The 20,369-nt window shown below is 35.6% G+C and carries 14 protein-coding genes and 1 riboswitch; of the genes, 7 read left to right on the top strand and 7 right to left on the bottom strand.

Going from position 1 to position 20,369, the window contains the following annotated elements; all coding sequences use genetic code 11:
• Positions 1–60 precede the first annotated feature (60 nt).
• From PL77_RS09615 to PL77_RS09600, 4 genes are all read right to left on the bottom strand, one after another.
• The gene (locus tag PL77_RS09615; RefSeq protein WP_044204202.1) at positions 61–771 is read right to left on the bottom strand and encodes an SDR family NAD(P)-dependent oxidoreductase; all 711 of its coding nucleotides are present in this window, start codon (positions 769–771) and stop codon (positions 61–63) included.
• A complete protein-coding gene (locus tag PL77_RS09610; RefSeq protein ID WP_044204199.1) occupies positions 772–1,758 on the bottom strand; it encodes a YpdA family putative bacillithiol disulfide reductase in 987 nt (328 codons plus the stop codon). It lies immediately after the preceding gene.
• Positions 1,758–2,855, bottom strand: a complete 1,098-nt coding sequence (locus PL77_RS09605; RefSeq protein ID WP_044204196.1) for a hypothetical protein — start codon at positions 2,853–2,855, stop codon at positions 1,758–1,760. The genes PL77_RS09610 and PL77_RS09605 overlap by 1 nt, the downstream gene beginning before the upstream one ends.
• 111 nt (positions 2,856–2,966) lie before the next feature.
• Complete coding sequence (locus tag PL77_RS09600; RefSeq protein WP_044204193.1) at positions 2,967–5,204, bottom strand: ATP-dependent helicase; 2,238 nt, start codon at positions 5,202–5,204, stop codon at positions 2,967–2,969.
• A 415-nt stretch (positions 5,205–5,619) separates the two neighbouring features.
• Between PL77_RS09600 and PL77_RS09595 the strand changes: the two genes are divergently transcribed.
• From PL77_RS09595 to PL77_RS09580, 4 genes are all read left to right on the top strand, one after another.
• Positions 5,620–6,192 carry a YqgE/AlgH family protein gene (locus PL77_RS09595; protein ID WP_044204191.1) on the top strand — a complete coding sequence of 191 codons (573 nt, stop codon included), beginning with the start codon at positions 5,620–5,622 and terminating at the stop codon, positions 6,190–6,192.
• A gap of 91 nt (positions 6,193–6,283) precedes the next feature.
• Complete coding sequence (locus PL77_RS09590; protein ID WP_044204189.1) at positions 6,284–8,323, top strand: M3 family metallopeptidase; 2,040 nt, start codon at positions 6,284–6,286, stop codon at positions 8,321–8,323.
• A gap of 78 nt (positions 8,324–8,401) precedes the next feature.
• Entirely contained in the window at positions 8,402–8,728 is a 327-nt protein-coding gene (locus tag PL77_RS09585) for an iron-sulfur cluster assembly accessory protein (protein WP_044204187.1), read from the top strand.
• Positions 8,729–8,941: 213 nt separating this feature from the next.
• Positions 8,942–10,822, top strand: coding sequence for a 7TM diverse intracellular signaling domain-containing protein (locus tag PL77_RS09580; RefSeq protein ID WP_044204185.1), 1,881 nt, complete (start codon positions 8,942–8,944; stop codon positions 10,820–10,822).
• Positions 10,823–10,967: 145 nt separating this feature from the next.
• Here the strand turns inward: PL77_RS09580 and PL77_RS09575 are convergent, their stop codons facing one another.
• From PL77_RS09575 to PL77_RS09565, 3 genes are all read right to left on the bottom strand, one after another.
• Positions 10,968–13,376 (bottom strand): patatin-like phospholipase family protein, encoded by a 2,409-nt coding sequence (locus PL77_RS09575; RefSeq protein WP_044204182.1) that lies wholly within the window; start codon positions 13,374–13,376, stop codon positions 10,968–10,970.
• Between the two features lie 87 nt (positions 13,377–13,463).
• On the bottom strand, positions 13,464–14,747 hold the full coding sequence (gene metK / locus PL77_RS09570; RefSeq protein WP_044204179.1) for a methionine adenosyltransferase: 1,284 nt from the start codon (positions 14,745–14,747) through the stop codon (positions 13,464–13,466).
• Positions 14,747–15,340 (bottom strand): hypothetical protein, encoded by a 594-nt coding sequence (locus PL77_RS09565; RefSeq protein WP_044204177.1) that lies wholly within the window; start codon positions 15,338–15,340, stop codon positions 14,747–14,749. The genes metK and PL77_RS09565 overlap by 1 nt, the downstream gene beginning before the upstream one ends.
• 172 nt (positions 15,341–15,512) lie before the next feature.
• Positions 15,513–15,622: riboswitch (SAM riboswitch) on the bottom strand.
• A gap of 200 nt (positions 15,623–15,822) precedes the next feature.
• Between PL77_RS09565 and PL77_RS09560 the strand changes: the two genes are divergently transcribed.
• Genes PL77_RS09560 through PL77_RS09550 form a run of 3 tightly spaced genes read left to right on the top strand, consistent with a single transcriptional unit; the run spans position 15,823 to position 20,313 of the window.
• Positions 15,823–18,273 (top strand): outer membrane beta-barrel family protein, encoded by a 2,451-nt coding sequence (locus PL77_RS09560; RefSeq protein ID WP_172665827.1) that lies wholly within the window; start codon positions 15,823–15,825, stop codon positions 18,271–18,273.
• Between the two features lie 51 nt (positions 18,274–18,324).
• Positions 18,325–19,005 carry a response regulator transcription factor gene (locus PL77_RS09555; RefSeq protein WP_044204172.1) on the top strand — a complete coding sequence of 227 codons (681 nt, stop codon included), beginning with the start codon at positions 18,325–18,327 and terminating at the stop codon, positions 19,003–19,005.
• 15 nt (positions 19,006–19,020) lie between these two features.
• Positions 19,021–20,313, top strand: coding sequence for a HAMP domain-containing sensor histidine kinase (locus PL77_RS09550; RefSeq protein WP_044204170.1), 1,293 nt, complete (start codon positions 19,021–19,023; stop codon positions 20,311–20,313).
• Positions 20,314–20,369 lie beyond the last annotated feature (56 nt).

Below are 20,369 nucleotides of genomic sequence, written 5' to 3'. Positions count from 1 at the left end.
TTTTACGAGCCTTTTTTTTATGTTTTTAAAACAGCCATAATCATAAATTATGGCCTTATTTTAAAGTTTTCTTACGTCTTGGTAACTTCCGTTAGGTGTATTCAAAAGTTTAGGAATTAATTCAGCAATCAATTTACCTGCTTCAGTCCCATTAGGCATAGCCGTAGTTCCTCTTGCTTCTTGTAATCTTTGAATACTAGGGAACTCTTCATGATTTACTTTTCCACATAAATAGTCCTGCATACCTGTATCGATTAAACCTGGAGCGAGTGCAGTAAAGTGTGTGTCTTGATGTTCGGCAGCGTAGAGCTTAATCATCATATTAAACGCCGCTTTAGAGATAGAGTAACCTGACCAACCTTTATTACCGTTGATAGAAGCGCCTGAGGAAATGCCCACCACTTGTTTTACAGCAATGCCTTTTTTAAGAATGGTATCCAGTATCACTTTATTACTCCATAAGTTGACATCCATAACATTTTGCATGGATGAAACCGCAGAGTTAACCATAGTTTGGATTTCACCCAACACCCCTGCATTAAGAATGACTAAATCTAATGTTTCAACACCTTCTAATGCTTTTTCAATCACTTCCTCAATTGCATTTAAGTTTTCTAAATCAATACTATGATGTTTGAAGTTAGGAGAGGCTATTAATTCGGTATTTTCGCTTCTACTAAAACCTAATACTTGATGATCTTCTTGTAAAAAATACTCAGCAAAGCCTTTTCCGAGACCTTTACTTGTACCTGTAATAAAAATTGTACTCATCTATTTTAATCTTTCTTTAAGTGTATCGTAAATAATATCAGCGTGGACCCTTGAGTTTTCTATAAACCAAGTATTCGTTTTCATGCCTCCGCAAACTACACCGGCAAGGAATATATTTTCAATATTCGATTCATGTGTTGTTTCATTATAAGAAGGAGTTTTTAATTCATCCTCCGCTAGGGAAATTCCCATTTTTGATAGAAAATCAAAGTTAGGTTGGTAGCCTGTCATCGCTAATACGAAGTCATTTGGAATTTCAACAGAAGCGTCTTTTGATTTAATGACAATCGACTTTTCCTTAATCTCTTCCACTTCACTTTCAAAGTAGCACTTGATACTTCCTTCTTTGATTCTATTCTCAATATCAGGTTTTACCCAATATTTCACTCTGTCGTTGATTTCTTCTTCTCGTATAATCAATGTGACCCTTGCACCCTTTCTATAGGTCTCTAGTGCTGCATCAATAGCAGAATTTGCCCCTCCAATAACCGCTACATCTGTAAAGGCATACAAGTGTGGATCATCGTAATAATGTTTCACTTTTGAGAGAGTTTCACCTTCAACATTCATCAAATTAGGGATGTCATAAAAACCTGTTGCAATGGTGATGCTGTAAGCCTTATAATTCGCTTTGGATGTATGGACTTCGTATACCAATTTCCCCTCTACATTGGTCGTTTTAATTCCTACTACTTCCTCAAACAGGTGAACATTTAAATTCCAAAGTGTCTGTACTCTCCTGTAATACTCTAATGCTTCTCTTCTAACAGGTCGATGATTGTGTGAAACAAAAGGTGTATCACCAATCTCTAGCTTTTCAGAAGTGGAAAAGAAGGTCATATTTACCGGATAGTTGTAAAGGGAATTGACCAAGCATCCTTTTTCGATGATAATATGTGAAAGGTCACGTTTTTTGGCAGCTATTCCACAAGCCATCCCAATAGGACCTCCACCAACAATAAGTGAATCGTATATTTTTTGTTCCATTATTTTTTCATTCTTAAGAAGTTGACCTTATCCTGTACTTGTTTCAAATACTCTTTGTTTTCTAAAAGTGAAAACCCGAAATCATTGATGGAAAGGGCAAGGTCAATATGTTCTGTTTCTGTTAAGTTCTCAAAAGTGGCTGTTAAATGTACCTTCTTGCCATTTTGGAAAGTTGCGTACATAGAAATCACCACACTGTTGACAGTAGAATACACAAATCTACCGCAGTGTTTATAGTGTTCCTGCATAATTTTAGAAGACATTAGCGGTTCTTCTACCGTCTTGTACCACTCTTTTTCCATTCCACCTTTGAAAAATGTTCTCTCGTTGATTTTTTGCATTAGAATATTAAAATCAGAAACGAGGCCAAGTGGCATTCGATCAGATAGTAGTGCAGCATACTCTTTATGTCTGCCAGGGGCAAATTCGAAAGTTTCGACTTTAGTGCCTAAAGAATCATGTACAAGAGTATCAAACAGAGCGTAGACTTCTTGTCTGAATTCATTTAGATTCTCATTTTTGATGTGATTTACAAATTCTTGATGGGGAACTTGATAAGGGTTGTGAATGTAAATATTAGCCGATGAAAGGGGGAAAAGAGCAGTGGTGTTGTACATTTGAAAAGTTTGAACAGAAGACATTACAGAGTCTAGTCCAAGTCTTGAAATCATATAATCACCATTAGCATCATTACCGAAGTTGATAATTCCACTTACAATTTCTCTCATTCTTACCTTTTTATTCAGTAGCTTTCTGGTCTTGTTCAGGTAATCATTCCAGACTTTCATTTTATTACTTGAGGCATCAAAACGAACTATATCTTCTAATGGAACCCTTTCTGTTGCAGAGAAATTATCATTTTCAACTTGTCTTACATATTCTAAGGCAAAAAGCCAATAGACAAGACCGTTGACATTGGAAAGTTGTTCGTCATTCCATTTGATTAATTTACCGCCAGTATCATGATAAGTAAGATGGAATTTCTTTGGATTCTTTTCCATAAACTCCAAGAAATAAGGTGGAGCCTGAATGTCCTGACCTTGAATTAATGGAGTGATACATGTGATAAATGTGATTAATAAAAAAAAGATTTTCATATATGTTTGATAGTAGATGAATCAAAAATAAAGTCTTCTAATAGCATCACTTAAACTATTAGAAGACTTAAAGATAGTTACGGTTTTTTTGAATCACCAAAATGAGGTGTACTATTCTATGATCATCAATTTTGCAAAAGTAAGGATCAATGTCTTTTTGCCTACTTCTTCAAATTGAATAGTCGCTCTACGGTCTAACCCTTCTTCAGCAACTTTATCGACCACACCATCACCAAATTTCATATGTCTAACTGTAAGTCCCTCTTTAATTTCTTCCGATTTTGAAGGAACAAAAGGACGGTCGTCTTTTGGTGGTACAACTTTCTTTGTGAAGTTGGAAGGTGCTTGACGAAGAGATCTATAATTAGAGAAGCCAGGGACGTTTCCAGGATCTAAATCATCATTGATACTACTACGTTTCATGCTGATGTACTGAGGAGCAATTTCATCAATAAATCGGCTAGGATCACACATAATCGATTTTCCGAAACGGTAACGTTGCAAAGCATAAGTCATAAATAGTTTGATCTTTGCTCTTGTAATTGCTACGTAAAACAGACGACGTTCTTCTTCAAGATCAGCTCTTGTTTCCAACATCATTTGAGACGGGAATAGGTTTTCTTCCATGCCCACCAAGTAAACGTAATCAAACTCCAAACCTTTAGACATGTGAATCGTCATCAAAGTGATGGCATCAGACATGTCTTCTTTTTCAGCGGAGGTGATTAATGAAATCTCTTCCAAGTAAGTGGTTAAGCTTTTATCTTCTTTTTCTGGATCATCAGTAAAACCTTGAATACCGTTCAAGAGTTCTTGAAGGTTTTCGTATCTGTTTTTACCTTCAACAGTTTTATCGTCATAAAGCTCCTTTAGTATGCCCGACCCTTTGGCTATGAATGAGGCTAACTCAAAGGCATTTTTAGATTCCATTTGCATTTGGAATACCTTGATCATATTGGCAAAGTTTTCCACTTGCGTAGCCACTCTACCACCAAAGAAACGTCTTACATTGGCAACCACATCCCAAATACCTAATTTATTTTCAGCCGCCTTTACAAATAGATTATTGACAGTTGTAGGTCCAATTCCTCTTTTGGGGTAATTGATAACCCTTTTAAATGCTTCTTCATCCTTTGGGTTGGTGACAAATTTTAGGTAGGCGATCATATCTTTGATTTCCTTTCTCTGATAGAAAGAAAGACCTCCAAAAATCTGAGCTTTAATACTTAATTTCACCAAGGCCTCCTCCAATGCTCTTGACTGAGAGTTGGTTCTATATAAAATAGCAATGTCTTGAGCCGGAATATGGTCTCTCATCATTGCAGTCTGAATACTTTGTGCAACTGCTTTTGCTTCATCCAAATCTGTAGCTGAACGAATGACTTCGATACGTTCACCAATAGCATTTTGAGTAAAAGTATTCTTTTCAAGCTGATTTGTATTGTGCTTAATTACCGAGTTTGCTGCTTCTACAATAGTTTGTGTAGAACGGTAATTTTGCTCCAATTTGATGACTTTAAGCTCAGGATAATCCTTTTCAAAGTTTAGGATATTTTGAATATTGGCACCTCTGAAAGCATATATTGATTGAGCATCATCACCTACCACACAAATATTTCTATTTTTTGCAGCTAGTTTTCTCGTGATATAATATTGAGAGATGTTGGTGTCTTGAAACTCGTCAATCAATACATATTTGAACTTATGCTGATATTTGTTGAGTACATCTAAGTGCTGATGAAAAAGCACATTGGTATTGAACAGAAGATCATCAAAATCCATTGCATTTGCTCTAAAACATCGGATCGCATATTCTTTATAAATTTCGAAAATCTTTGGTCTACCTGTAGCTTCATCTTCTAATCTTCTATCATTGTTCCCTTCGTAGGCTCTCCAAGAGATCAAGTCATTTTTTGCAGCAGAAATTCTACTTAATACAACATTCGGTTTGTATAGTTTATCATCTAAACGGAAGTCCTTTACCACACTTTTAATGACCGATTTAGCATCTTCAGAATCATAGATGGTAAAATTAGATTGGTACCCCAACTTATCGGCCTCAAAACGTAAAATTTTGGCAAATACGGAGTGGAATGTACCCATCCAAAGGTTTTTCGCTTCATCACCAACTGCTTCTACAATACGTTCACGCATCTCTCTTGAAGCTTTGTTGGTAAAAGTAAGAGATAAGATTTGGAAAGGCTCCACACCATTGGCAATCAGGTGTGCAATTTTATAGGTCAAAACTCTTGTTTTACCAGATCCGGCACCAGCAATAATCATCATTGGGCCTTCCATATTTACAACAGCTTCTCGCTGTGGTGGGTTTAATCCTTCTAAATAATCCATACTTTTTTATTTCTGCGATTGAATTGCGAAGTTACAACCACTTTGTTACATTTTTATACATTTGCTCGGATTTTAGTTCAAAAGATGCACAAACAAATGTCAACTCTAAATTGTTTATGTTTCAAAGCTATGCTTTAAACAAAAAAAGACAATAAAAAGTTATTTCCGTACAGCTTAAAGTTTCTGTTCTTAAAATTCCTTAAATTTATTTTAAAAAAATGAACCTTTTTGAAATTTTTAGATCATTATTTTTAGTGATTTTCTGAGAATTACGTGGTATTATTCCAATTTAATGTGAATACATTTTGCTTTTCTAGATGATATTTTGAAATTAAGGATCAAATAGTTTCCCACCGAAACAAGAAAACTTTCTAAAGAAATATATAGATGACTTTGAATTAGCCCCTTTTGAACTATGGATTTTACTATCAACTTTGGACAGCGTCCTATCGAAAACGGAGATTTACTGCTCTCAGAACCTTATATGAAGGATCGTAACTTCGAACGTGCTGTAATTTTAATCTGCGAACATGATGAACAAAAAGGATCATTTGGCTTGATTCTTAACAAACCTTCTATGGTGACTATTGAAGAAGTAGAGTCTCGTCTAGCTATTGATAGTCCAATTTATGTGGGAGGACCAGTAGAACAAGATACATTGCACTATATTCATAAATTTAAAGAGATCACCAATGCGATTCCTCTCAAAGACGGTATTTATTGGGGTGGAGATTATGAGGAAATACAAGAGCTCAATACAAAAGGGATCTTGAATGAAAGCAATTGTAGGTTTTTTATGGGTTATGCAGGTTGGGAAAACCAACAGCTTCGTGGAGAATTAAAAGAAGATTCTTGGGTGGTTTCCAATGCAAGATTAAACCATATATTGGATGAACCCGTGGATGATATATGGAAAAATACACTCACTGAAATGGGTGGAAAGTATAAAGTATTTGCGAATGCAGCCAAGAATATTCGCATGAATTAGTAGACTTTTAAAATAGATCATACGATATTGTATAGCCTTTAGTGAATTCAACGCTAAAGGCTATCTTTTTGAACAATAAAATAATACTTTAATGAGCAATCCTCTATTAGAAAATTTTACAGGCCCATTTGGAACAGCACCATTTTCAGCAATCAAAGAAGAACACTTTATTCCCGCTTTTGATGCCGCTATTGCAGAAGCGAAAGAAAATATAACAGCATTAGAAAATAATACCGAAGCCCCTACTTTTAAAAACAGCGTTGTTGCATTAGAACACTGTTCAGATACACTAGGAAAGATTAGTAGTATATTTTTTAATCTGAATTCAGCAGAGACAAATGATGAGATTCAGAAAATTGCTCAAGAAGTATCTCCAAAATTAAGCTCACTCCAAAATGACATCCTTTTGAATGAGAAGTTATTTGAAAGAGTAAAAGCAGTGTATGAGCAAAAAGATACGCTAAATTTAGAAGTAGAAGATGCAAGACTTTTAGAAAAAACATATAAGGATTTTTCTCTAAATGGAGCAGAACTCAATGCAGAAAATAAAGAGAAGTTAAGAGAGGTTGATCTAAAGTTATCGAAGCTGTCATTGACATTTGGTGAGCACGTTTTAGCGGCTACAAATGCGTATGAATTAGTGATTGATAAAGAAGAGGACTTAGCAGGATTGCCTGAAGCAGTGGTAGAAGGTGCTGCAATGACCGCGAAAGAAGCAGGAAAAGAAGGAAAGTGGCAATTTACGCTTCAGTACCCAAGTTATATCCCTTTTATGACTTATGCTGAGAATAGAGAATTAAGAAAAGAGTTATTCACTGCTTTTGGAACAAGATGTTTTGATGGTGGTGACAATGATAATCAAGAAATCGTCAAGGAAATTGTTCAATACAGAAATGAAAAGGCAAAGCTATTAGGTTTTGATAACTATGCAGATTACGTATTGGAGAAAAGAATGGCCCCTTCACCGAAGGCTGTTGTTGACTTTTTAACTGATTTAGAACAAAAAGCTCACCCTGCGGCAAACAAAGAGGTAGAGGATGTAGTTAATTATGCAAAGCAGAATGGTGCAGAGGAAGTGCAACGTTGGGATTGGGGATTCTGGTCTGAGAAATTGAAGAAAGAAAGATATGCCATTGATGATGAAGCATTGAAACCATATTTCAAGTTGGAAAATGTATTGAGTGGCGTTTTTGAGGTTTCTTCAAAACTCTATGATTTACATTTCGAAGCCAGAACAGACATCGATAAGTATCATGAAGACGTCATGACGTATGAAGTAAAGGACGGTAAGGGTAGACATATTGCTGTATTCTATGCTGACTTTTTTCCAAGAGCAGGTAAAAGAGGCGGGGCATGGATGACCTCTTTCAGAGGGCAGTCAATTTATAATGGAGAGGAGAAAAGACCTCACGTTTCTATTGTTTGTAATTTTACAAAACCTACAGAAACAAAACCATCATTATTGACTTTCAACGAAGTCACTACTTTATTCCATGAATTTGGACATGCTTTACATGGTATGTTGGCAGAAGGAAAGTACGAAAGCTTGACAGGTACATCAGTGTATTGGGATTTTGTAGAGTTGCCATCTCAAGTTTTAGAAAATTGGTGCTATGAAAAAGAGGCATTAGACCTTTTTGCAAGTCACTATGAAACGGGAGAGAAAATTCCACAAGAGATGATTGATAAAATCAAAGCATCGTCAACTTTCTTAGAAGGTTATCAAACCCTAAGACAAGTAAGTTTTGGTTTGCTAGACATGTCCTATCACCAATTACATGATGGAAAAGTGGCTGATGTTAGTCAGTTTGAAGAAAAAGCAATGGAACCAACCTCTATAGATACCTTACCGAAAGTGGAAGGAGTGAACATGAGTGTAGCTTTCTCTCATATTTTCCAAGGTGGATACGCAGCGGGCTACTATTCTTACAAGTGGGCTGAAGTTTTAGATGCCGATGCTTTTGAATTATTCAAAGAAAAAGGAATCTTTGATAAAAACACTGCAAGTAGTTTCAAAGAAAATATTCTTTCCCGAGGCGGTATTGAAGATCCTATGGAACTTTACAAACGCTTTAGAGGAGAGGAACCAAAGGTTGACGCCCTACTTAGAAGAGCTGGGTTGTTGAACTAATAAAAAAGTAGTACCTTTGTTTTATTCACAAAAATTGTTTGAACAAATAAAAGGTTATCCTTTCTTAATTATATAGTTATGATAGATGTAACAGATGCAGCAGCAAAGCGCATTATTGAACTTAGAGAGCAAGAAGGTCGAGATGATGATCAAAATGTTCGTGTTTCTGTAAAAGGAGGAGGATGTTCGGGTTTAATGTACGACTTAACCTTCGATGCGGAAGTAAAAGATACAGATGATATCTTTGAAGATAAAGGAGTGAAAATCTATGTAGATAAAAAAAGCTTGTTATACTTAGCAGGTACTACACTTGATTTTTCTGATGGGTTAAATGGTAGAGGCTTTCAATTTGTAAATCCTAACGCAAGTAGAACTTGTGGATGTGGAGAAAGTTTTTCTATTTAAGAATAATCATTTAAAACAAAATAGTCATAGGATACGTTCTATGGCTATTTTTTTGTTTAAAAGGTTCCTTATCATTTAAATAAATTGAAATTATTTATACATTTACTCATTGAAGTAATTTAAACTACCTCAAAAAAATACGTATTTCGTTCTAATTTATACCAAGTAAAAAGGCGAATTATCGCTTAACTAACAGTATTCCGAATTTTATTTATGAATTATTATTTACTTATCTTTTTATCCCTTTTTCTTACTACCAATTCAATAGGTCAAAATCTAACACCAGTAGAGATACCTTTTTATGAGGATGTAGTATATGTTCCATCTTCTAAAATATTACTCTTAGAAGATCCTGAGAATAATATTGAGATCTCTGATATCTTGACAGACCCTAATCATCTCTTTCAAACTCCACAAAAGGATATGCTTCTCTTTTCAAAAGGAGTGAAGAGTTATTGGGTAAAAGTGCAGATTCAAGGTAAACCTTTAGGGATGGATCAATGGTTTTTTGAAGTACCCGATAGTCATGTGGGAAGTGTAAAAGCATATGTACAAGTAGGTAAAAAGCCAGTGATTTATGCTGAAACAGGAGGGTATGACCATGATTTTGATAAACGGAAATTCAAGCATAAAAATATAATTTTTCCAATTACAGGGCTAGAATCTGGAGAAGACGAGGTCATTACGGTTTATCTGAAATATAACAGTGAATTCAACAATGTACTCTTCTATAAGATGAGTAGAGCAAATCACTTGTTCACTTATTCTATTACAGAATATATGCTACTGGGAACAAATTATGGTATTTTAATCTGTCTTATTTTAGCAACTGTTCTTCTGTTGTTGACTCTAAGAGATAAAGATATTTTACTGTTGACGGGTTTCTTAATAGCAAGTATTTGTGTTGATTTATCAGAAGATAATTTAGCAGCCCAATACCTTTTTGCTAATCAACCTTATTGGAATTATATCCTGATGCGTTATTCGTCAACATTAAGTATGTTGTCGATTGTGGCATTAAGTGTTAGTGTTTTGAAAATTCGAAAAAAATCATTCAAAACTTATGTGACAATCTGGGGAATCACGCTTTTGAATACACTTTACTTTATTGTTTTCAAATCGTTTAATGATAGTTTATGGCAGCTACCTACTTTTTTAGTGCCTTTCATCATTATCCTCTTCTACATGCTTTTGGATATAAAAAGATCAGAGGTAAAGGTGACCTACTTCTTTTTGGGCTATTTAGTCATCATGATAGGCCTTTCATTACAGGTTTTAAGGGCTTATGAAATTTTTATCTCGCACGCTATTGTTGTAGTGTATTCTTACAACGTGGGATTACTATTAACCGGTCTATTTATGACTTTAGGGCAGTTCCAACGCTTCAAAATTTTAAAGGAAGAAAAGGAACAGGCACAAGGTCAATTGATCAAGGATTTACAGGTAAGAGAAAAAATCATTGAGGAAAAAGTAGAGGAAAGAACAGAAGAGATTGCAAAGCAAAAGGAAATTATTGCTCTTAAAAATGATGAACTGCAATGGGTAAATGATCAATTGAATGAGCATAGAAAGCAAATTCAAGAGATGAACGCCCAACTTAAAGTAGAAAATGAGCAACTGCATGAGGATGTAGAACAGTTAGAATCTGCAAGAGTTTTGATGCAGGAAGTTACTTTTGATGAATTTGAAAAAATGTTCCCTTCTGATGAAAGTTGCTATACATATCTGGAAGAGATCAAATGGAAAAATGGCTTCCAATGTAAAAAATGTGGTAACGATACCTACGCAAAAGGAGCAGGGGTGAACAGTAGAAGATGTAAAAAGTGTAACTATAATGAGTCAGTAACAGCCGGTACACTTTTCCATAGATTACATTTTCCTATCCAAAAAGCCTTTTATATGGTGTTTATCGTGTTTGCTAAGGATGGTGATATTTCATCAACGAAGCTATCTGAGATTTTAGAGATGAGACAAAATACCTGTTGGAAATTCTCGAAAAAGATCAAAGAAACAATGCAGGAAAAAGCAGAACAGTTAGGCTCCAAAGAGAAATTAAAACATAAAGGCTGGGAGGAATTGATTTTGAAAGATTAATTAAAAAAGACGATGAAATAAAGAGGTGATTTATATTGAAAACAATACAAATCACCTCTTTAATTGTGCAACTACTTATTTTTATGGAAATCATACACTTTAACTATCAACAGATTTTCATATAAAAGTGGATAAAATCAAAGTCTTATTCTTCCATCATTCTCTTGTTGTAGATTAATATACCAAGGTTGATTAATACCATAAAATTGTGATCTTCCACATTATAATGGTTGATAGATAAGCTAAAAGGTCCAATTGGACTATTGTATACTAATGATGCTGCCAATGCGTAATCCATATCACTGAAGTCCCAGAAGCTTTTTTCTTGTACTACTGGGAATAATGGAGTATCTCCTTTTACATATTTCACGGTAGAGTGGAATGCGTGACCTTCTAATTGAACATTAAAGCTTTCAGACCATAGAGGTCGTATAATCTTAAGACCTCCGGCAAGAAATCGAGGAGACCTGAAGGCTTCAAAGAAGTGAGATTTAGAATCTAATAGAGGATAATAAGCCATGGAGTTGGCTAATGAGGCTGATATTGTCACCGATTCTGTGTAATTGGAATAAGCCGCATGTCCTTTCACGCCTAATGTGAAAATTTTCATAGGGAAATACTGCTCGTATTCAGCTTGAAGAGTATACCAGTCTCTATTCCAACTTTGATTAACGGCTGAATTCAACATCAAATTGAACCTGTTGTAAGTGAGTATATTTTTGGCTGAAATCTTAAAATAGCGTCCTTTGGTTGGAAACTTTTGGGCATTTAAGGTATTGGATTCCCATTTCAATCCAAAAATCCATCCGTCCAATTTCTCATTGCCAATCAAATCAATAGGTACACCCTGACCAGTAGTGGAATCCGCTATGACAACAATTTGATCGTATTTATCTTCATTAAAGGTATAGCCACCAAAAGCAGTAAGCTTACTTTTGCGTCCTGTTGCAAAACAAGCCTTCAATCCTGCATAGTTATCTTTTCTTAGAAGGTTGAGTTTGTCTCTTTGTTCAAAGATTAATTCTTGAGCATTGGCGTAATTCCATCTGTTCAGAATAAATTCACCACTTACCGAAAAAGGAATTTCTTTGGCGAACATGGATTCGATTTCAGCACTGAACGAACTGTAAAACGCACCTGCAAATGCATTCAGTTTAACTGTATTGAGTGATTGGGTGAAAATACTGAACTGACCACTGATGTAAGCTTGCCCAATATTTCTTGAAGCAATATTTCCACCAACACCAACTCTTAATTTCTTATTTGGGGTGACATCAATGTGTAATCTAGGATCAAGATCTAGTGAATCATAATAGAAGTAAGCGTCAATATCACTGAAATAATTATTTGAAATAAGCATATTGTAACCGCTCAAAAGTTCATCAACAGAAGTACTTTTTCGTCTGTTAGGCTTCACAATATTTCTTACAAACAACCTTTGATTAAACGATAAATCATTATTAAGTTCTACAAAGTTGATTTCTTTAATATTAGGAGTGAAAAGATTGTCGAAACTACTTTTTCTAGGGATTGCTCTTGGTTGGTCTTCCCCGTACATTTCACTGATTTGATCAATTTTTGAAGAAGCGAAATTATATCCAATGCTTAATAATGTATCGACGGGTGTAAAATCTGCCGCAGAGTAATCATCAACAGGAACACCCAAATAGACATCTTTTGTGAGGTCTATGTCTTCTTCTGGGTAGGTGTTGTTCATTACTATATACTTTAAGACATTACCTTTAACCAATTCTTCGTCGTTCTCATAAGGATATTCTTCCAGCATATCATTGGCTCCCAAATTGACGACAATTACCATATCAGGATTAAAGTCGCTTTTCATGACATCTACAGGGAGGTTATTATAAACACCACCGTCATATAAGTATTTATCATTAATTTTAATCGGTTTGAAAACCAGTGGAACCGCCATGGAAGCACGAATAGCTCTTTCAAGTTGACCTTCCTTGATTGTGACCGCTTTTCTTTCGAAAATATCACTTCCTATACATCTGAACGGAATACTGAGGCTATCGAAGTTATAATTTGCATCATGAGAAGCTTTGTATAAGCGGGCGGAGAGGGCAAAGTTCAAGGTGGCATCTTTAATAATAGTAGGATCCCATACTACCGAATAGTTAGAATCGAGTTCGATATTAAAATTAATCCATTCGGCACCTTGTTGTTGACGTCCAAAATAGAACTCATCATCAGGGTCGATCTGACCAGAAACCCAAGCTTGAAAATCAGGATCACGCATGAAAGCTTCAATTTCACTGCTAGTGTATCCTGCTGCATAAAAACCACCCACAATAGCACCCATCGATGTACCGGTGATATAATCTATAGGAATTCCGTTTTCCTCTAATACCTTTATTACACCAACATGTGCAATACCTTTGGCACCACCACCACTTAAAACAAGTCCAACGGATTTTCGATTTTTATCCTTTTTAGGAAATGCACTCTCATCAGTTACTGATTGACAATAGCTTTTAGAGGTGAAAAGAGAAAAAAAGAAAATACAGAATAAAAGATGCTTATTGAGTTTCATACAGTTAAAAAAAAAGTCCTTGTTAGTGAAGCTACCAACAAGGACTCAGAAAAAAAACTTTTTCTATAAAAATACTTGAAATCTTAATTATAGATTAAAAGCAGACTTGATTTGATCTACGTAATCTAATTTCTCCCAAGTAAAGAATTCAACTTCTTTTTGTTCTGTTATCACAGTACTGATCTTCTTGTCACCTTCTTCTACTACTTCAGTACGGTTTACTTCAACAGTATCAGTGTAAGGAGCTTGTCCCATATGACCATAAGCAGCTGTTGGAGTGAAGATAGGGTTTGTTAATCCTAAACGCTCTACAATTGCACTTGGACGCATATCGAAAATACCGTCAACTACTTTAGAAATTTCAGCGTCTGTAAGGTCAACGTTTGAAGTTCCGTAAGTTGTTACGTTCAATGATACTGGAGTAGAAACACCAATTGCATAAGCTACTTGAACTAATACTTCGTCAGCAACACCTGCAGCAACTAAGTTCTTTGCGATATGTCTTGAAGCATAAGCAGCAGAACGGTCTACTTTTGATGGGTCTTTACCTGAGAATGCACCACCACCGTGAGCACCTTTACCACCATAAGTATCTACGATGATTTTACGACCAGTCAAGCCAGCGTCACCGTGAGGACCACCGATAACGAATTTACCTGTTGGGTTGATGTGGAAGATTGTTTCATCATCAATTAATTCAGCAGGAATAACAGCACTGATTACATGCTCTTTTACGTCTCTAGCAATTTGAGCTAAAGCCTCATCATCTGAAATACCTGGGAACTCATCGTGTTGAGTAGAAACTACGATAGTATGTACTCTTTTTGGAGTATTGTCCTCATTGTATTCGATTGTTACTTGTGCCTTTGCATCAGGACGTAAGTAACCGATAAGGTCTGTGTGATTCTTACGGATTTCAGCCAAACGCTTCACTAAAGCATGAGAGAAAGCCAAAGCCATTGGCATAAACTCTTTTGTTTCTTTAGTAGCATAACCGAACATCATACCTTGGTCACCAGCACCTTGTTCTTTATCAACACCCTCTCCAACATTTACACCTTGAGCAATATCAGGAGATTGACTATGAAGAGCTACTTGTACACCACATGAGTGAGCAGCGAAAGAATAGTCTTCTTTGTCATAACCAATTTTTTCAATTGTTTCTCTTACAACGTCAGGAATTTCAACATACGCTTTCGTTGTCACTTCACCTGCAATTACTGCTAAGCCAGTCGTCACCATAGTCTCACATGCAACACGAGACGTAGGATCTTGTTTTAACATAGCGTCAAGGATTGAATCAGAGATCTGATCAGCAATTTTATCTGGATGTCCTTCAGAAACGGACTCGGATGTGAATAAATATGTCATTATTTTCGTTTTTTTTCTTTTTTAAATTTAATATTCCATTGGGTGATGTATTTATAATGTTCATCATCCGGAATAGTGCCTTTAAACAGTACTCCCGTGGAGCCTATTTGATCTATATCATAAGACTTTAACGTCTTTATATCTCTATTTAATTGCCAATTATAAACATAATGAGCAGTGTCTACGGCCTCCAACATAGCGTCTTTGGCTTCAGTAGAAGCAGGGAGATTTTTTGTAATGATTTTTCTCCAATCGATATTTTGCTTCCATTCCGCTTTTGATCTTTTGATGATCAGATACTCAACCTCTTCCTTCCCATCAATTTTAGAAAGTGCAACATTGAGAGCGTTGATGTCTACAAAATTGAATTGAATACCCATTTTCCAAGCAGTAGAATCTAATATCTCTTTGCAGTTATAGATTCCCGGAATAGTATTCAAGTCATTACTAATTAAAGATAAAGGCTTTTTGAATTTATTTGCTTGAAAGATAGTTTCTCCTTCAGGAGTTGTATAGGCAGAAATTATATCCAATAATTCTTTACTTTTTGAAAAATCGAAAACAAAAGTGTAATCTCCTTTTCCGTCTTTCATGACTTGTAACTGTTCATGTAACTCAAAGCAGCTAGTCAAGAAACATAAAGAACTAAGTATTAATAATCTGATCCTCAATCTAAAATAAAAAATATTCTTTTATCATTAATTTAGTTTCACCTACCGAAAAAGAAAGCTTTTCGCTTAGTACCAGCATGTCATTTAGGAGATAAACTCATCTAATCTCGAACACCTTCGAGCTGGGAATTAGCACCTTGCTATGGGGAGCGCAGGTTGCTAAGACATCGTAGGGCCCAGTCCCTCTATCTTTCTTGATAAGTATAGTGATGCAAATATAGAAATTTGAAAGAAAATTCAAGGGATTATTATCAAACTTTTTCATTTCATGCGGGTTGTCTACATATGAAAAAACATAATTCAGATCATTTTTTTGAAAAATCTTAGTCAATTCAGATTTCTACAGATTTCAAACAGATTTACTGAATATGTTTGTAGCGAACTTAAAAATTCTATCAAATTTCATGTATAAAAAAGCATACATACTATTAACACTTCTATCAATCGCGTTTCAAATTTTCGCAAATGACCCACTTAAGCCTGGCGTGATTTCGGGTAAAGTAACTGATGGAGACTCAAACGTTGCCGTGGAATACGCCACCGTTTCTATTTTTGAACAAGCCTCTCATGCTTTAGTTGGAGGTACTGTCACTTCTGCAGATGGTATCTTTTCCATCAAAAACATAGAAGAGGGAACTTATACTATAGAGGTCACCTTTATAGGATTCCAAAAAACTGTGATAGAAAATGTTGCAGTCAAAAGACCCAATTTAAAGAAAAATTTAGGTGTGATTACTTTAAGCACTGATGCCGAAGTGTTGGACGCAGTAGAGGTAGTAGGCACACAAAGTTCTGTTTCTTACGATATTGATAAGAAAATTGTCAATGTGGGAACTCAGTTTGCCGCACTATCAGGTACTGCTGTAGATATCTTAGAAAACATACCATCTGTAACTGTAGACGGTGATGGTAATGTAAGTTTAAGAGGTAGTTCAGGTTTTACAGTACTTATTGATGGCCGACCTTCGGTATTAGATGCTTCAGAAGCATTGCAACAAATCCCAGCTTCAACAATCGAAAACATAGAATTAATTACTAACCCATCTGCTAAATACGACCCAGACGGCACTGCCGGAATTATCAATATCATCACGAAGAAAAATAGACTAGAAGGCGTGAGTGGCGTCTTCAATGCTACAGGCGGTATGTATGACCGTTTGGGCGGCGATTTCCTGTTAAACTTTAAAAGAAAAAATTACAGCTTCTATGTAGGAGCAAATTACAACAAAAGACCAGGCCCAGGTACTTACAATTCAGAGCGTATTACAACCAACGGTGACACCACTTCTTACATTATTTCTGAAGGAGACAGAGAACGTACATTTGAAATGTATGGTGCTCAGGCAGGGGTTGAACTTTATCTTTCTGAGAAAGATTTCTTGAAGATTTCTGGTAAAGTTGGAGAGTTCAAAATGTATGGAGGAATGGATGCAGACTTCTATGAATACCAAAGAATAGGTGGTGACGATGCTCCAATTAATGAAAACAGATACATCTCAAGTGAGCAGTGGGAAAGAGGTGGCTTATATTATAATGCCAACATTGCTTACCAACATAAGTTTGATAAAAAAGGACATACTTTTGATGCTCAGATCGACTATGGTGGACGTGATATGACAGAAAGTTCTATCAATGAATTGTATCCTAAATATGGTGATGGTAGCGTTGCTGAGACTCCTTCAAGTGGACAAAGATCAACTGAAATTGGTCCTGGAGGAAGATTAAGAGCTAAAATCGATTATGTATTGCCAGTGGGAGAAAAAGATAAGATTGAAGCAGGTTGGCAAACTCGTTGGAATCAGGCTGAAGATGTCAATGAGGTCTATAATTACAATACCACAACCGGAGAATATGAATTCCAACCAGAGTATAGCTATACTACAAATTACACTCAAACGATACACTCACTTTACGGTATTTACTCAGGAAAAGTAGGAAGTTTTGGTTATCAAGGTGGTGTCAGAGCGGAATATACGGGCCGTAATATTAATGTGGTAGGCTCAGATGATGAATACCCAGTGGATCAATGGAATTTATTCCCAACTGTTCACCTTTCTTATAATCTTCCAAAAGATGATCAATTAATGTTGAGTTACTCAAGAAGAATTGAACGTCCTAGAGGTTGGTACTTAGAGCCTTTTGTAACATGGCAAGATGCTTTCAATGTACGTAGAGGTAATCCAGGGTTACTACCAGAAAATATTGATTCATTTGATTTTAGTTACTTGAAAAATATTAGTGATAAACTGACACTTTCTTTGGATGCTTATTACAGAATGACGCACAACAAAATCGAGAGAGTACAAACAGTTTGGCCAGAGGATATCAATGTTATTATGCATACTTACGCCAACGTAGGAACAGATTATGCACTCGGTACTGAGGTTTCTTTAAACTACCAACCTTTCAAATGGTGGACGATGGATTTGATGGGGAACTTGTATGATTACAGAGTAGAAGGTGAATTGGAAGGACAAAGTTTTGACCGTCAAAATATCACATGGAGTAGCCGTTTTAATAACACTTTTAGAGTGTCTAAAAATACGCAGATTCAAATCAACAATAGATATACAGGAGAAACAGTGACTGCACAAGGTAGAAATGAAGGATACTTTATGATGACAGCTGCTGTAAAACAAAACTTGATGAAAAAGAAGTTGACTTTAACAGCCTCAATGAATGATGTTTTAGGTACAGCACGTCGTAAGAGTTATTCATCAGGTATTGGGTTCTCCAACTTTACAGAAGACTTTAGATATCCACATGTATTCACTGCAACGTTAACGTACAGATTGAATAACTTCAAGCCGTCACGAAGAGGCGGTGGCGATGGTGGAGGAATGGACGATTTCTAGAAGTTAGGTAGTATTTTACTATCTTTCTAGCGGAAATAAGGATGATAATGCATGAAATTATTATTAATAGAAGATAATAAAGAATTAGCAAATGATGTGTCGGCTGCTCTTAAAGATCAAAAAATCAATATTGAACATGTTGACACATTAATCCAAGCCAAAGAAAAGATCGGGGTTTACGAATATGATATTCTAGTCGTAGACCTCGGTTTGCCCGATGGGAATGGATTGGAAATAGTAAAACTAATCAAACAAGTTGACCCTAATACTGGAGTACTTATCGTCACGGCTAGAGACAGTGTAGATGACAAAGTACTTGGACTGGAATTAGGTGCGGATGATTATATCACAAAACCTTTCCATATGGCAGAGTTGATTGCCAGGGTAAGGTCTCTTTTTAGAAGGAAAAAATTCAAAGGGAGCAACACCATCGAAATTGGAGAATTGAAGGTGGATATTTTATCCAAAAGCGTTTTTATCAATGATCAAGAAATTGAACTAACCAAAAAAGAATACGACCTTTTGGTCTACTTCCTTTACAATAAAGATAAAATGCTCACCAAAGAAAATATAGCTGAACACCTTTGGGGAGATCATATAGATCAGGCTGATAGCTTCGATTTTATTTATTCTCATATCAAAAACCTAAGAAAAAAACTCCAAAAAAATGGGGGTGTTGACAGAATAAAATCGGTGTATGGTATGGGTTATAAATTTACTACTACTGTTTAAAAAGAACTGTGCGATATGGCCAAGAAAAGGACCTTTAATTTATTATCAAGAATTACATTTTTCTACCTACTTTTTACATTAGGTGTTTTTTTGGCTTATGCCCAATTTCTCACTTCTGAAGCTGATGAATTTATTGATTCAGATTTGAATAGGAGGTTTTCATGGATAGAGAGAAAAGTAACTTATCATTTAGATGAAGGTGTACACCCCGACTCTTTAGTGGGGCGTTCGGTTACTTCTATTGAAAGAGTTTCAAAACGATGTAGAAAAGCAGAATATCCCGTTTATGAAGATTTTACGGTGTATCATGATGAGTTGGATAGAAACTTATTGCACAGAAAAAAGATCGTTTTAATTACCTCTAATGGCCAATTGTATCGAGTGGAAATGAACAGAGAGGTCCAGAACTATTACTATTTCCGAGACGATATCTATGAACTAATCATTCCTTCCTTCATCGTATTGACCATCCTTATTGTACTTTCTAATGCCATTCTTTCAGGTTATTTCCTTCAACCTTTCAAAAGGATTTTAGAACAGATGCAGCTTTATAAAGTGGGAGGTAATAAACCATTGGAAAAAGTGGAGACGAATACGACTGAGTTTGTAGAAATGCAAGACCTTTTCAGTAAAATGGTGAAAAGAATTGATGCGGATTATAACCACTTAAAAGAATACACAGAAGATATAGCCCACGAGATGCAGACGCCTTTGGCGATCATTAGAAATAAGTCAGAAGCGTTGATGATTTCCGAAAAGTTGGAAGAAGAAGATGCTCGTACCATCAAAACAATCTACGATGAAGCCAATCATATTTCTAAGATCGGTACTACACTCAACTTGATTACTAAAATAGAAAATGGAGAGTTTACAGATATCAAAGAAATAAACATCAAATCAGAGATTGAGAAACAGGTTGAAGCGATTGAGGAATTGGCGGAGTTGAAGAACTTACAGATTGAAAAAGAACTAAGTGATGTGTTGCAATTTCAAATTGATCCTTACCTTTTTGATATTGTATTGAAAAACTTATTAAAAAATGCCATACGTTACGGGTCCACTGAAGGTCCTATCAAAATAAAAACATCATCAACTGAATTTATAATCAGTAACTACGGGGCACCACTTACTATTTCAGAAGATCAGATTTTTAAACGCTTCGTCAAAGGATCTACATCAAGTCAGTCTTTAGGTTTAGGATTGGCATTGGTCAGTAAAATTTGTAAAGTTTCTAATTTAGAAATACAATATTCATATCAGCGAAAACAGCATATATTTTCAATAAAAACAAGAAAATTCAATGCTTAGTTTGGAGTACTAAAGAAGTCTTAATAACTTAATTAAATGCAAACTTGAATCGGTAT

This window comes from Flammeovirga sp. OC4 (genome assembly GCF_000812565.1).
Classification (GTDB): domain Bacteria; phylum Bacteroidota; class Bacteroidia; order Cytophagales; family Flammeovirgaceae; genus Flammeovirga.
This window is presented reverse-complemented; position numbering and strand designations above follow the sequence as displayed.